Below are 14,243 nucleotides of genomic sequence, written 5' to 3'. Positions count from 1 at the left end.
CGACATGACAACGGGGGCGCCGCCTCAGACCAGTTCGGGGACGCGCAGATGGGCGAGCGCGATCTCGAAATCTCCGACATCGAGCACATCGATGCCGGCCCGTCGGGTGCCTTCGCGGCGCACCGTCGCGAGTCGTTCGCGGTTGCGTTCGATCGCCTCGTAGCTGTCGAACGTCTCGCATGCGACCCCGCGCCCGCCGGCCCAATCGACCAGCAGGCTCGTGCTGCAGAACCCCGGCATCTGCTCCACCTGCGGGACCACCATGGACTTGTAGGTGTCGACCGCGGCGCCGAACCCGCCCTCGGCCTTGGCCCATGTCAGCTGGGCGCACGCGCCCGCGCGGGTGCGATGGTCACGGTGCATGGCCACGACCTCCCACTGCTCGGCCCGCGCTTCGCCGGCACCGAACACCTGCACGGCGCGATCACGCAGCGAGCGCACCCGATCGGCGCTCTCGCGCATCATGTCCTCGGACTCCCACGAGCTCGTCGCGATGCAGCGACCGGATCGGCGGTCGACCAGCAACGACATCCCGATACAGCCGGGCATGTTCTCCAGCGCCGGCATCACCTCGTCGCGCATATGCGCGATTCCGGCGTCGATGGCGGAGAGATTGGCTTGAATAGTCGTAGAACGTGCGTACACGGTCCCTTCCTCCGTACTCGGGGCAGCGCCCCGGTGGCGCCACCGTGCACCTCTACACTGCGCCGGTGCGACGACCGAGGCAATAGCGGCCCTGAGGCCGAACAAGCCCGTTCAACCGCTACCCTGGGTGGCTGGTAGCCGGGTTCAGGAGGGACTTCTTCGTGCAGATCACCAGCGTCGGACATGCCGGATTCCACATCCGCACCGCGGCCGGGACGATCCTCTGTGATCCGTGGGTCAACCCGGCCTATTTCGCGTCGTGGGTCCCGTTCCCGGACAACACCCGGCTGGACTGGGACGAGCTGGGCAACTGCGATTTCCTCTACGTCTCGCACCTGCACCGCGACCACTTCGACGCGAAGAATCTGCTCGATCACGTGAACAAGGACGCCACCGTTCTGCTGCCGGACTATCCGGTGCCGGATCTGCAGCGCGAGCTGGAGAAGCTGGGCTTCCACACGTTCTTCGAGACCCAGAACTCGGTCAAGCACACGATCACCGGCCGGGACGGGCACGAACTGGACATCATGATCATCGCGCTGCGGGCGCCGGCCGACGGGCCGATCGGTGATTCGGGTCTGGTCGTCTCCGATCGCGAGACCGTGTGCTTCAACATGAACGACGCGCGGCCGGTGGATATGGACGTCCTGCACGAGCAGTTCGGGCATATCGACATCCACCTGCTGCAGTATTCGGGCGCCATCTGGTACCCGATGGTCTACGACATCCCGAGCAAGACCAAGGCGAACTTCGGCAAGCAGAAGCGCCAGCGCGGGATGGATCGTGCGCGCAGCTATATCGAGCAGGTCGGGGCCACCTGGGTGGTGCCCTCGGCCGGACCGCCGGTGTTCCTCGACGACGAGCTGCGCTACCTCAACGACGACGGCGAGAACCGCTACTCCGCCGACAACGGCAATATCTTCCCGGACCAGATGGTCTTCCTGGAGCAGATGCGCATCCACGGCAATTCCGGTGGGGTGCTGATGATTCCGGGTTCTGTCGCCGATGTGCGGGGTAAGGAACTGGATCTGACCCATCCGTTCGACCCGGCCGAGATCTACGACGACAAGGCCGGCTATATCGAGCGGATGGCGCAGCGCATGGCACCGGTGCTGGAGCGCGAAAAGGCTTCCTGGGCAACCGAAGACGGTACCCCGCTGCTGCCTCTGCTCAAGGAGCTGTTCGAACCGATCATGGCGCAGAGCGACCTGATCTGCGACGGCATCGGCTATCCGGTCGGGCTGGTGATGGGCGAGGAAACCGTGGTCCTCGACTTTCCGAAGCGGCTGGTGCGCGGGCCGATCGAGGGAGAAGGTAAGTACCGCTACGGGTTCCGCATCGCCCCGCAGCTGGTGCGCACCGTGCTGCGCGACAACGAGCCGGACTGGGTGAACACCATCTTCCTGTCCACCCGCTTCCAGGCGTGGCGAATCGGCGGCTACAACGAATTCCTCTACACCTTCTTCAAATGCCTCACCGACGAGCGCATCGCCTATGCCGACGGCTGGTTCGCCGAGGCGCACGACGATTCCGCCTCGTGTGAGCTGGCCGGGTGGGAGGTGCAGCGCCGATGCCCGCACCTCAAGGCGGACCTGTCGAAATTCGGTGTGGTGGAAGGCAATACCCTCACCTGTAATCTGCACGGCTGGCAGTGGGATCTGGAGACCGGGCGGTGCAAGACGTCCAAGGGGCACGAACTTCGTTCCCGCAAGTTGTGAACAAGGGCGAACTATTCGTGCAAACCCGGGACGACTGAGCGGATTTCCGCACGGACGGCTCAGGTTTGCACGAATAGTTCACCCGTCCGCCGATCAGCCTGGGGCCAATCGGCTGAGCGACTCCCAGGCTCGATAACCGTCGGAGCGCGCCGCATAGAGGTCGGCGACCTGATCGAACGAGTTGCCGCCCACGATCAGACGTCGCGGCGGATCCGCCAGTTCGACCAGTTTCATGATCACCGGCGCTGCCGAACTCGGCGCCGGACCGGATTCGTCGCCCCACATGCGTGCGAGTTCTTCGCGCAGTGGTTCGTAGTGCGGCAGCGCCGCGGTGGCGGTCGTTCCCGCGGTGAACAGGCCGGTGTCGTAACCGCCCATCTCCAGGTTGGTGACCTTGATTCCGAAGGGTTCGACCTCCATCGCCAGAGCTTCGGTCAGTGAGGCCAGCGCCGCCTTCCCGGCGCCGTAGTACCCGACGGCGGCCATACCGCCGGCGGTTCCCATCGAGGTGACCTGCAGGATGCGGCCGTGCCCCTGTGCGCGCAGCCGCGGCAGCACGGCTTGGACCACCCACACCGCGCCGAAGAAGTTGACGTCCAGATGCGCGCGGATCTGGTCCTCGGTCGCCTCCTCGACCATGCCGTAGAGCATGCCGCCCGCGTTGTTCACCACGACGTCGAGCTCGCCGACCAGCGCAACGGCCTGCTCGACGGCCTCGAATACGGCCCGGCGATCCGACACGTCCACGCTGAGCGGAAACAGCCGATCCGGATGTGCGACAGCGGATTCCCGTAGCGGTTCGACGTCACGAGCGGCCGCGACCACTCGATCACCGGCATGCAAGGCGGCCTCGGTGAACGCACGCCCCAGCCCACGGGAAGCGCCGGTGATGAACCAGGTCTTACCGGTGGTCATATCCACATCCTCTCACTATGAGACGGTCCGTCTCGTCTTGAGCAAGTGTGGTGATCGCGTCTCGACTTGTCAACACGAACCGTCTCGTCTCGGTAGAAATGCTAGGGTCGACCGCGTGTCCGCTACCGCGAAACCCGAACCCGACAGCACCCGGCGCAGCGAGAAGTCACGGCGGGCGATTCTGGCGGCCACACGCGAGTTGATCTCCGAGGTCGGGTATCGGAAGGTCTCGATCGAGGCGATCGCCGCGCGTGCGGGGGTCGGTAAACAGACGATCTATCGCTGGTGGCCGTCCAAAGGCGCGGTGATCTTCGAATCGTTCCTGCACCTGAGCGAAACCGACGAGCAGGGAATCTCGTTACCGGACACCGGGGATATCGAAGCGGATCTGAAACTCGTGATGCGAGCGACGGTCGCGGAATTCGCCGATGCGGACTTCGAGAAACCGGTCCGGGCGCTCAACACCGAGATCATCAACGATCCTGAACTGGCCGCACAGTACGACCGGCAGTTGCGGCGTCCCGTCGACGAGGCCAAGAAGGAGCGGTTACGCAGCGCGCAGGCGGCGGGGCAGGTCCGGGCGGATGCCGACCTCGATCTGATGCTCGAAATGCTGTATGCCCCGGTGTATCAGCGGTGGTTGCTGCGGTACGGGCCGCTCGACGACGCGTACGCCGACGCGCTGGTGGAGCTCACACTTCGCGCCTTCCGGCCCTGAGCGACCGGGCGCGCTGATTGGTGCGGCAGTGCGCCGATATCGCCGTCAGTCCGGTTCTGCGCGGCCCTGCCCGAGGACGCCGATGGCGGCGGCGAGCAACGTCAGTCCGCAGCCGACGACGGTCAGCGTCGACAGCCGGGTGCCCGTCGGCGCGACGACATCCAGGACCACCGAACCGAGGAGCTGGCCGGACACCGAGGTCAGGCCGAACAGGAGCACTCCGATCCAGCGCACGATCAGCGCCGCCACCGCGATGAAGAAGACCCCGATCGCCCCGCCGAGATAGAGCCACGGTTCGGTGGGAAAGCCGGTGGGCCAGCCGATCCGAGCGAGCTGCGCCGCCTCCACCACCAGCAGGCCCACGGTTCCGGTCGCGAAGTTGATCGTGGTGGCCGGCACGGGCCCGCCGACGGTCGCCAGCCGCCCGTTGACCGCCTGTTGCCACGCGAGACCGAGGCCCGCCAGAGCGGGCAGCGCGATCAGCAGATAGGCCGCACCTCCACCGGCCCCGGATTCGCCGCCGGAGCGGCCCAGGGCGGCGACACAGACCGCACCGACCGCGAGTACCGCCGCACCGAGTCGGACCGGCGTCACGGGCGTCACGCCGGCCGGTCCCACACCCAGACGGTCCACGACGAGTCCGCTGGTCAACTGACCCGCGACCACGGCGATGGTGAAGGCGGTGACGCCGATCGTCGCCACGGACAAGCCTTGGCAGGCAACGAAGAACGCACCGCACAATCCCCCGAGCAGATGCCACCACCGCAACCGACCGGCGTGCACCGAACGGCGGATCGCGGCCAGGCCGGTACGCATTCGCCCGCTGAAACCGCTGACGAGAAGGAGCAGCAGCAGTCCGGAGCCGAAACTGATGACGGCCGCGGCGATTCCGTCGTTCAGCCGATCGCCGAGATCACCGTTGATTCGCGCCTGGACCGCCACACCGGCGCCGCAGCACAGGCCGAGCAGGACACCGATCCAGCGCCGCACGTCGGTTCGTTCGCGGACTGCGGTCATATCCGCCACGGTAGTTGGTCCGGGCGAGCCGATGCCGCGACCCGAATCGCCCGGCGGTCCGGGTCAGCCCCGATGGCCCAGGCCCTCCGGGTCGAAGCCGTTGTTGTCCACCGGGACCCAGCCCTTGGCGGCGAAATCCCGATCGGTCGTCCCGGCGCCGACCAGGCCCCGGTTGGAGTTCATATCGCTGATCAGCTCGGAGACCGGATGCGAATCGCTGTAGTGATAGCCCTGGGCGAGCGCGAAGCCGAGTTCGGTCAGCACCGCGGCCTGATACTCGGTTTCCACTCCCTCGGCGATCACCTGCAGATCCAGCGACTTGCTCAGCGCCGCAATCACTCCCAGCAGCGGCGGCGCGGGCGAATCGGAACGGATCGCGGCGACGAAGGACTGGTCGACCTTGAGGATGTCGCTGGGGATGGTGGCCAACCGGCTCAGCGAGGAGTAGCCGGTGCCGAAGTCGTCGATCGCGATACGAACGCCGCTGTCGCGCAATTGGTGCAGATTCGCGATGGCGGTCTGGGATTCGGCGGCCAATTCGCTCTCGGTGACCTCGAGGACGAGCTGGTCGGCGGGCCAGCCGGTATCGGCGAGGATGCCGGAGACCCGGTCGGCGTAGTTGGTCTCGGCCAATTCGAGACCGCTGACGTTGACGTTCAGGGTCAGATCGAGCTGGGCGAAGGTCTCCTGCAGCCGGGCTGCATCCGCACACGCACGCCGCAGGACCAGTTCGTCGAGGTCGGAGATCAGGTCGTATTCCTCGGCGACCCGGATCAGCCCCTCGGTGGTGACGTCGGGCTGGGCGTTGGACGACCAGCGCAGCAGCGCCTCCACACCGACCGCCTGGGCGCCGTCCTCACCGAGGCTCACGATGGGCTGGTAGTGCACGTCCAGCGCGCCGGTATCGATGGCCTCGCGCAGTTCGACCGCCAGCGGCAGCTGCCGCGACGATTCCAGCACCGTGCGATTGCGCCCGGCCTGCTTGGCCCGGTACAGGCCGACATCGGCACGACTGACCAGCAGCGAGCCGGACTCGCCGGGCTGCCAGGAGGTGACACCCGCCGAACATCCCGTGGTGACCGCGGCACGCAGCTGTTCGGTCAGCAGAATCGCGGCCTGTTCGGTGGTGTTGGGCAACAGCAGCGCGAACGCGTCGCCGCCGTATCGGGCCAGCAGCTGATCCGGGCCCAGCAGCTTCGACCAGGTGTCGCCGACGCGCTGCAGCACGGCATCGCCGGCGCGATGGCCGAGATGATCGTTGATCTTCTGGAACCGGTCCAGGTCGACCAGAACCAACGCGAGTCCCTGACCGGTCCGCCCGGCATGTCCGATGGCGCTGTTGAGCGCGCGGTCGAAACCGCGGCGGTTCAACAGCCCGGTGAGTGTGTCGATATCGGCGTCCGAGGCCATCCGGGTGAGGATGCCGACCACGATGCCGACGCCGACCGTGATTCCGGCCGGGATGATGCCCGACCACCAGGGCAGACCCCGGGACGGCACCACCCACAGACAGAGCACGACCGCGAACGCCACATGCGCCCCGGCCAGCCGCCAGGCGAAGAAGATCGCGGCATCCGCGGCGACGAAGACATAGAAGGCGGCGAGCGTGATCGCGCCGACCGTATTCGGGAACCAGTGCACGGCGATGGTGACCAGCACCGTTGCCACCGCGACATACCCGTGGTGCACCCAGTGCGGCTGGCGAGGACCCCAGATCAGCAGGCTCACGCCGAGCAACAGCGCGACCGCTGCGGCCGAGCCGACCAGCGGGCGGTTGCCCTCGTTTCCCGGTGCGATGGCAGTGATCAGCAGGCCCAGGACCCCACCCATGACGTAGAACGCCCCGGTGGTCCGAGCCATGACCATTGCCGTCGCCAGCGCCGATGCCGCCCGAACCTGCGTGCGGGTATCGCCGCGAGACCCGAGTCCTCGCACGCCGTCCAGCCTAGACAACGCGGTGCATAGCAGTAGTGACAACCGCCGGATTCGAGGCCGAAGTCACCGCGGCGGGGCCGCCATCATCACCGCGGCGGGGCCGCCATCATCACCGCGGCGGGGCCGCCATCATCACCGCGGCGGGGCCGCCATCATCACCGCGGCGGCTCGAGCACCTCGCGGCCCACGAACGGGACCAGTGCGGCGGGCACCCGGACCGAGCCGTCGGCCTGCTGGTGATTTTCCAGCAACGCGACGATCCACCGCGTGGTCGCGAGGGTGCCGTTGAGGGTCGCGGCGATCTGCGGCTTGCCGTTCTCGTCCCGGTAGCGCACCGACAGGCGGCGGGCCTGGAAGGTGGTGCAGTTCGAGGTCGAGGTGAGTTCGCGATAGGTCTGCTGGGTCGGCACCCACGCCTCGCAGTCGAACTTGCGGGCGGCCGAGCTGCCGAGATCGCCGCCGGCCACATCGATGACCCGATACGGGACCTCGATCGCGGCGAGCATCTCCTTCTCCCAGTCGAGCAGGCGGCGGTGTTCGGCGTCGGCGTCCTCGGGACGGCAGTAGACGAACATCTCGACCTTGTCGAACTGGTGCACGCGGATGATGCCGCGGGTGTCCTTGCCGTAACTGCCGGCCTCGCGGCGGAAGCACGACGACCAGCCGGCATAGCGCTTCGGCCCGTCGCTCAGGTCGAGGATCTCGCCCGAGTGGTAGCCGGCCAGCGGGACCTCCGAGGTGCCGACCAGGTACAGATCGTCGTCGTCGAGGTGGTAGACCTCGGCCGAATGCTGCCCCAGGAAGCCCGTTCCGGCCATGATCTCCGGGCGCACCAGCACCGGCGGGATCATCATGGTGAAACCGTTGGCGACCGCGCGGTGGGCGGCCAGCTGAAGCAGGCCCAGTTGCAGCAGGGCGCCGTAGCCGGTCAGGAAGTAGAAGCGCGCGCCCGAGACCTTGGCGCCACGTTCCATATCGATCAGTCCGAGCGCCTCGCCCAGGTCGAGATGATCGCGCGGGGAGAAGTCGAATTCGGTGGGCGTGCCCACTGTTTCGAGCAGCACGAAGTCGTCCTCGCCGCCCGCGGGCGCGCCCTCCTGCACGACGTTCGAGATCGCGCGGTGGGCGGTGTCGAGTTCGGCGTCGGCGGCGTTCTCGGCGGCCTCGGCCTCCTTCACCTTCGCCGACAACTCCTGCGCATGCGCCAGCAGCGTCGCACGCTCGTCGGGGGACGCCTTGCCGACCTTCTTACCCAGCGCCTTCTGTTCGGCGCGCAGGTTGTCCGCCGTCGCGACCGCGGCGCGGCGGGCGGCATCCGCCTCGAGCAGGGCATCCACCAGCGCCGGGTCCTCACCGCGGGCACGCTGCGAGGCACGGACCGCTTCGGGATTCTCGCGCAGGAATCGGAGGTCGATCATGGGCAATCAGCCTAGTGGGAGGTGTCCACCGCATTTTCTGAGGATCCGGTGAAATCCGAACCGATCGTGGCAGGCCTCGCACGGGGCCTGCCATGATGGACGGCGATGTCCTCCGACGATGGGGCGCCAGCGGCGCCGGAACCGGGAAACGAAGAATCCGACATGCCTCGCCGCAGGCGTGCCGGGGCCAAACGTCGCCGCCCGTTGCCGGGCGCCGGGAAACGCCTGGGGCAGGATGGCAAGGCATTGCATCCGCATCGGCTGCGGTGGGGATTGCTCGCGGTCGCCGTCGGTGCCGTGGTGGCGGCGCTGGTGACGCTGTCCATCTCGGGGTTTCGCAGTTCGCACGGACTGGAGGTGCACGATCCCGGATCGGGCAAACCGCCCGCGGGTCGTGCCGACGCCGCCTTCGGCGCCGCCAAGACCGGCGACTGCCTCACCTGGACCAGCACCAAAACCCTGGATCTGACCAAGGTCAACTGCGCCGACAAACATCTGTTCGAGGTCACCGCCGACATCGACCTGAGCAAATATCCGGGTCGCGAATTCGGGCCGGGCTCGGCCTTCCCCGATTCGCTGCGCTTCGGCGAACTGCGCGACGAACACTGCGCATCGGCCGCGGCCGCCTACCTCGGTGGCCGGCTCGACCCGCGGGGGCGATTCGTGGTCGGCATGGTCAACCCGGGTGAACCGGGCTGGCGCAACGGGGATCGGACCATCCGGTGCGGGCTGCAGTTGGTGAGCGCCACGGGCAACGCCACACAGCAGACCGTGGGCCGGGTGCGCGACAGCGACCAGTCCCGCGTCTTCGATCCGGGCACCTGCATCGGCATCAATCAGAACCTGCCGACCAACGAACCGGTCCCCTGCGGCCAGCCGCACGCCTACGAGGTGATGTCTACGGTGGATCTCGGCACCCACTTCAACGGCGGCCCGCCGGCGAACGCCGATCAGGACAAGTTCATGCAGGACGAATGTGGCCGCGCCGCAGGCGATTACCTCGGTGGCCAGGACGCGCTGATCAACAAGACGCTGACTATCTTCTGGGACAACCTCGACGCCCGCAGCTGGCTGGTCGGCAGCCACAAGCTGAACTGCCTGGTGGGCAAGGGCTCTCAGGACGGTTTCGCGACGATCACCGGATCGGCCAAGGGCGATGTGCTGATCGACGGCCAGGCTCCGGTGCCGCCGCCGAGTTCCGGGCGTTCCACCCCGGCGCCGCTGCCGGGCGCGGCTCCCGCGCCGATTCCGCCGCAGCGCTGACGCCATGCCGGTGTCGATGTCGGAGAGCCGGTTCGAAGAACTGGTCGGCGATGCGCTGGATACGATTCCGCCCGCGCTCACCCGGGCGATCGAGAACGTCGTGGTGTTGATCGAACCCCGCAATTCCGAGGATCCGCATCTGCTCGGGCTCTATCACGGCATCGCGCTGACCGACCGGGTGGACAGTCAGTACGGCGGCGCGCTACCGGATACCGTCACCATCTACCGCGACCCGATTCTGGAAATGTGCGACGACGAACGGCAGGTCGTCGAGGAAGTGGCCATCACGGTGATCCATGAGATAGCTCACTATTTCGGGATCGACGAAGAACGGCTGCATCAGCTCGGTTGGGGCTAGTCTTTACGCGCGTAGCGGGTAAAGTCGAATCGATTCGTGACTCGAGGGAACCGAACCGGGGGCCGTCGCGTCCAATCATCTCGTAGGGGGAATTCTCGTGGTTCCACCGACGGGTCTGCCGGATCCTCTGTGCCGGAACAGCACTGGGCTCAGGCAGCCTCGACACTTGCACAGCCGCCACAAGAAGGAGTTCGAGTCATGGTTGGTTTGCTCGGTGTACAGCCCGAAGTCGTGCTCGCGGCGTCGGCGGAACTCGATCTGCTCGCCGAACGTCTCACTGCTGCCGCCGCTTTGAGCGGCCCGGCCACCCACGTCGTCCCCGCCGGCGCCGAAGAGGTGTCCGTCGCCGCGGCAACCCATCTGAACGAGGGCGCGCTCAGCCACGATCGCGCGGCCGCGCAGGCCATTCTCGAACTGCACCACGCGGCCGCGATCCTGCGTCAGCAGCTGGCCTCGTACATCGCCGAGGACGCGATCAACGCGGCCGGCACCGCCGCGATTCAGTTCTGACCGGCGCGATCCTTCACCACACCATTCGTTCAGGGGAGAGACAATGACTGCAGGGATCACCGGAATCTATTGGCTGCCCCGGCTCGCCGAGGGCAACTCGAGTCTGCTGACCGCGGGTCCGCACGCCGTTCCGGCCGCTGCCGCGGCCACGGCATGGGGTGGTCTCACGGCGGCCTGGGTCGACGCGACCGCCACCGTCACCCGGGTCATGGCCGAACTGGGTGTCGGCATGATCGGCCTCAACGGCGCCGTCGCACTGACCAAACTCGCCGGCTTCACCGGCTGGGCCGAACAGCAGGGCGTGCAGGCGGCGGCGATGGCGGCCAAGGCCTCCGCACACGCCACCGCCAATACCGTTGCCACCCTTGCCATGCCGAGCCTGCCCGAGATCGCCGCGGTGGATGCCGCGCGCGTCGCGGCACATGCCCACGGCGGCGATCTGGACGGTAGCGCCGAGGCGGCCGAAGCCGCCAAGGCCGCACTGGACGTGCAGGCCGCCCTGGTCATGGACACCTACGAATCCACCGTCGAGGCCATGACGGCGACTCCGGCCGAATTCCTGACGCCGCCGCCGATCGCGGCGGGCGCCGGACTGGCCGACAGCGGCGCCGAGGCGGCGTCGCAGAACACCAGCAGCGACCCGGTGCAGACCGCCATCGGTGTGGCACAGGCGCTCGCGAGCGATCCGGGCGTGGTCAGCGCCGCGACCCAGGCGGCCAATGTCGCCGGATCGGTGGCCTCGACGGGCGTCTCCACGGTGGGCAATGTGGCCGGTACCGCGATCGCCGCGGCCACCGGCCATGCCGCGCCGGCCGCGAGCATGTCGCCGATGATGATGGGCGGCATCGGTGGTGTCGCCGCCGCCGGTGGCGCCGCGGCCGCCACTCGCGCCGTGTCCCTCGGTGGAAGCACCGTCGGTATCGGCAACGGCGCCGGCACGCTGCAACTCCCCGAGGGCTGGGGCGCCGGCAATGTGATCGGTGGTCCGGCCGCGACCGCGCCGGTGGCGGAGACCGCACCCGTCGCGCAGATGGGCGCACCGGCTCCGGCCCGCGCGAACAACGCCGCCGGTAACCCGCTGCTGGGCCGCCAGGTGAACAGCGACGACGACGACGAGGGCGAGCACCAGGGCAACGACTATCTGCGCGGTGAGCACTTCGCCGACGGCCGGGTCATCGCGTCCGGTGTCATCGGAGCGGACCCGGTCGCGGGAGCGCGCTAAGTGACCGTACTCGGCGCCGGCCGCGGGCCGTCGATGCTCGAGTCCGTCGTGTTGTCGCTCGACGAGATGCAGTTTCTGCTGGAGAAACTGGAGATCGACGAGGTGCCGGTCGTGCTGAATGCGATGGGCCGCTACGACAACGTCGTCGACCACGACCGGGCGATGTCCGCGGCCGCCGAATCGCTCACCGCACGTGAGCTACTCGTCGACGGGGTCGTCCATCACGACCTGGAAGACCGGCTGCGCGGGCTGTACCGCCCGCACTGGGTGATCTCGATGCGCTGGTACGTCGGCGACCGGGTGAACCGATTCTGCCTCGCCAAGGGCGACAACCTCGATGTCGTCGCCCTGCGCGGGCCGAATTCCTACAGCATCGACGAGGCCGGACACGACCTGCCGGGCACGATCATGGCGGCGCTGGGTCCGGCGGAGGCGCTCGAGCTCAGTGGAATGAACGTCCTGACCGAGGAACTCAAGCCGATCCTCGGTGATGCCGGGGATGCCACGACCACCGCCCAGCGCCTGGGCCGGGTGGGGCGGCCGCCCCGCGACGCGCAGGCGCTGGCCTCGGCGCTGGTCGAAATCCATTCGCACGCTTCGATCGTCGGCGTGGTGTACAACGATGCCAGCCGTGACATCTCCGATGGGATGATCGCGGTGTACAACACCCGCAACGGGCGATTCATCGGGGTCACCACCCGCTCCGACGACGAGGTCATGTGGACCTCGCTGGCGAGCGGGACACCGGGCCGACTGCGAACCGCGATCAAGGACCTCATCGAGAAGCTCCCGCTCCGCGAGGATTTCAAGCCGACGACGCCCGGCGTCGGCTAACCCATCGGGTCGTCGGCCTTCGGTTCGACCTGGTATCCGAACGGCGGGGTATAGCGGCCCCAGCGGACACAGGTCCAACCGCCGTCGGCCGTCGGGGCCAGTTCGATGGTCTCGGTGTTGTCCAAATGGTTGTTGGTCGTGAACGGCGGTGCGACGCCGGTGAGTTCACGGGCCGCCAGTCGCATCGCGGCGCCGTGACTGACCAGCAGCACGTCGCGCGAATTCGAACCGGGGAGCAGATAGGTGTCCCGGAGTTGTTCCAGCACGGGCAGATACCGCTCGAGGACTTCCTCGCCGGATTCGCCGCCCGGCAGCCGCGTATTCAGCTCGCCCAGATGCCAGGACCGGTAGACGCGCTGGAATTCCCGATGCGCCGCTTCGGAATTCTGCCCCTCCAGCTCGCCGACCTGTACCTCGTACACGCCGTCGACCACCTCGGCCCCCACACCGGTCACCGATTCGATATGGCCCGCGGTCTGCTGAGCACGCAGCGCCACCGAGGAATACAGCCGCACCGGCGGCACCGCCAACCGCGCGGCGAACGACTTGGCTTGAGCCACACCGCGTTCGGTGAGCGGTAAGCCGGGAACGCGGGTATCCAGAAGTTTCGCGACATTGCCCTCGGTCTCGCCGTGACGGACCAGCACCAACCTGCCGGAACCACGGACGGGATCGAGAGTCGCACCGATTTCGGTCATGAGGCGTCCACCCCCTTTTTCACATCGTCCAACCAGGCCGCCGCCGGCTCGTCGGCGGGCGGCGGCGAACCACTCGGTGAACTGGCCGGCCAGGAGCCCAGATACCGGATCCGCCCGGCGGTCCGGTGCAGCGCTTTCAGGGCCTCGGCGACGGCGGTGTCGTCGATATGGCCGACACAATCCAGATAGAAGCGATAGGTACCCATCCCGGTGCGCGTCGGCCGGGATTCGATCCGGGTCAGATCGACACCGCGAGTGGCGAATTCGGCGAAAACCCGCATCAGAGACCCGGGTTCGTTCGCCAATTCGAGCACCACCAGCGAGGTGCGGTCGGCACCGGTACGGGCCGGCGCCTCGCACGGCGGAGTGACCAGCACGAAGCGTGTGATGGCCTGGTCGTGGTCGGCGACGCCGGTGGCCAGTTCGATGAGGTTCAGGCGCTCACCGGCCAGCGTGGTCGAGACCGCGGCGTCGGCATGGCCGGCCACGACATCCTCGGCCGCGGCCGCGTTGGAGGCCGACGTGTACAGCGCTGCGTGCGGCATCCGATCCGCCAGCCACAACCGCACCTGCGCGGCCGCCACCGGATAGGCCGCGACCGTGCGCACCCGCGACAGTTCCATACCGGGTTTCGCCACGATCGTGAACGCCACGTCGAGCTCGGTTTCGGCGATGATCTGCAGCCGCGGGCCCACCGCGAGGGCGTCCAGGGTCGCCGAGATGGAACCCTCCACCGAGCTCTCGATCGGCACCACCGCGCCGTCGGCCGCACCGGAGCGGATCATCTCGAGTGCCGCGCCCTGACTGGGTGCGGCGATCCGCTCGACCGGCTCGTCGAAGGCCCCGTCCGATTCGAGTCGGGCCAGGGCCATCTCGGTGAAAGTTCCCGACGGTCCGAAATAGGCGATACGCGGCACGGATACGACATTACTGGCAGTTGGCTGCGCGCTCGCCGTTTGCGCGTACCCAGCGGTAACAGCCCAGGTCGTGGC

Annotated in this window: 14 protein-coding genes; 7 read left to right on the top strand and 7 right to left on the bottom strand. The window is 67.7% G+C overall.

Annotated features, from left to right (window positions below):
* Nucleotides 1–24 precede the first annotated feature (24 nt).
* Nucleotides 25–645, bottom strand: coding sequence for a hypothetical protein (locus ACPCUW_RS05090; RefSeq protein WP_423423817.1), 621 nt, complete (start codon nt 643–645; stop codon nt 25–27).
* A 161-nt stretch (nt 646–806) separates the two neighbouring features.
* Between ACPCUW_RS05090 and ACPCUW_RS05085 the strand changes: the two genes are divergently transcribed.
* Nucleotides 807–2,363, top strand: a complete 1,557-nt coding sequence (locus ACPCUW_RS05085; protein ID WP_423423816.1) for a Rieske 2Fe-2S domain-containing protein — start codon at nt 807–809, stop codon at nt 2,361–2,363.
* A 93-nt stretch (nt 2,364–2,456) separates the two neighbouring features.
* Here ACPCUW_RS05085 and ACPCUW_RS05080 read toward each other — a convergent pair whose 3' ends face one another.
* Nucleotides 2,457–3,278, bottom strand: a complete 822-nt coding sequence (locus tag ACPCUW_RS05080) for an SDR family NAD(P)-dependent oxidoreductase (protein WP_305779615.1) — start codon at nt 3,276–3,278, stop codon at nt 2,457–2,459.
* 115 nt (nt 3,279–3,393) lie between these two features.
* Here ACPCUW_RS05080 and ACPCUW_RS05075 point away from each other — a divergent pair, with 115 nt between their 5' ends.
* Nucleotides 3,394–3,996, top strand: coding sequence for a TetR/AcrR family transcriptional regulator (locus ACPCUW_RS05075; protein WP_423423815.1), 603 nt, complete (start codon nt 3,394–3,396; stop codon nt 3,994–3,996).
* 45 nt (nt 3,997–4,041) lie between these two features.
* Here ACPCUW_RS05075 and ACPCUW_RS05070 read toward each other — a convergent pair whose 3' ends face one another.
* The 3 genes from ACPCUW_RS05070 to serS form a co-directional block, all read right to left on the bottom strand.
* Nucleotides 4,042–5,013, bottom strand: a complete 972-nt coding sequence (locus ACPCUW_RS05070; RefSeq protein WP_064908382.1) for a DMT family transporter — start codon at nt 5,011–5,013, stop codon at nt 4,042–4,044.
* 63 nt (nt 5,014–5,076) lie between these two features.
* Entirely contained in the window at nt 5,077–6,948 is a 1,872-nt protein-coding gene (locus ACPCUW_RS05065) for a putative bifunctional diguanylate cyclase/phosphodiesterase (RefSeq protein WP_227463015.1), read from the bottom strand.
* Between the two features lie 155 nt (nt 6,949–7,103).
* Complete coding sequence (gene serS / locus ACPCUW_RS05060) at nt 7,104–8,366, bottom strand: serine--tRNA ligase (RefSeq protein ID WP_423423814.1); 1,263 nt, start codon at nt 8,364–8,366, stop codon at nt 7,104–7,106.
* A 105-nt stretch (nt 8,367–8,471) separates the two neighbouring features.
* Between serS and ACPCUW_RS05055 the strand changes: the two genes are divergently transcribed.
* The 5 genes from ACPCUW_RS05055 (at nt 8,472) to ACPCUW_RS05035 (ending at nt 12,553) form a co-directional block, all read left to right on the top strand.
* Nucleotides 8,472–9,629 (top strand): septum formation family protein, encoded by a 1,158-nt coding sequence (locus ACPCUW_RS05055; protein ID WP_369829518.1) that lies wholly within the window; start codon nt 8,472–8,474, stop codon nt 9,627–9,629.
* 4 nt (nt 9,630–9,633) lie between these two features.
* On the top strand, nt 9,634–9,987 hold the full coding sequence (locus ACPCUW_RS05050; RefSeq protein WP_423423813.1) for a metallopeptidase family protein: 354 nt from the start codon (nt 9,634–9,636) through the stop codon (nt 9,985–9,987).
* Nucleotides 9,988–10,185: 198 nt separating this feature from the next.
* On the top strand, nt 10,186–10,497 hold the full coding sequence (locus ACPCUW_RS05045; RefSeq protein ID WP_036496990.1) for a PE family protein: 312 nt from the start codon (nt 10,186–10,188) through the stop codon (nt 10,495–10,497).
* A 43-nt stretch (nt 10,498–10,540) separates the two neighbouring features.
* A complete protein-coding gene (locus ACPCUW_RS05040; RefSeq protein ID WP_423423812.1) occupies nt 10,541–11,719 on the top strand; it encodes a PPE domain-containing protein in 1,179 nt (392 codons plus the stop codon).
* Nucleotides 11,720–12,553: an ESX secretion-associated protein EspG gene (locus ACPCUW_RS05035; RefSeq protein WP_063016459.1), complete on the top strand. Its 834-nt coding sequence runs from the start codon at nt 11,720–11,722 to the stop codon at nt 12,551–12,553.
* Here ACPCUW_RS05035 and ACPCUW_RS05030 read toward each other — a convergent pair.
* Both ACPCUW_RS05030 and pheA read right to left on the bottom strand, forming a co-directional pair.
* Nucleotides 12,550–13,251 (bottom strand): histidine phosphatase family protein, encoded by a 702-nt coding sequence (locus ACPCUW_RS05030; protein ID WP_063016461.1) that lies wholly within the window; start codon nt 13,249–13,251, stop codon nt 12,550–12,552. The two genes, ACPCUW_RS05035 and ACPCUW_RS05030, sit on opposite strands and share 4 nt — an antisense overlap.
* Nucleotides 13,248–14,168 (bottom strand): prephenate dehydratase, encoded by a 921-nt coding sequence (gene pheA / locus ACPCUW_RS05025; protein WP_423423811.1) that lies wholly within the window; start codon nt 14,166–14,168, stop codon nt 13,248–13,250. Before pheA ends, ACPCUW_RS05030 begins: the two co-directional genes overlap by 4 nt.
* Between the last annotated feature and the right edge of the window lie 75 nt (nt 14,169–14,243).

It is taken from the genome of Nocardia sp. AB354 (genome assembly GCF_049538315.1).
GTDB classification, from domain to species: domain Bacteria; phylum Actinomycetota; class Actinomycetes; order Mycobacteriales; family Mycobacteriaceae; genus Nocardia; species Nocardia nova.
Note: the sequence above shows the minus strand (reverse complement) of the source record. Positions and strands in the feature narration are given on the sequence as shown.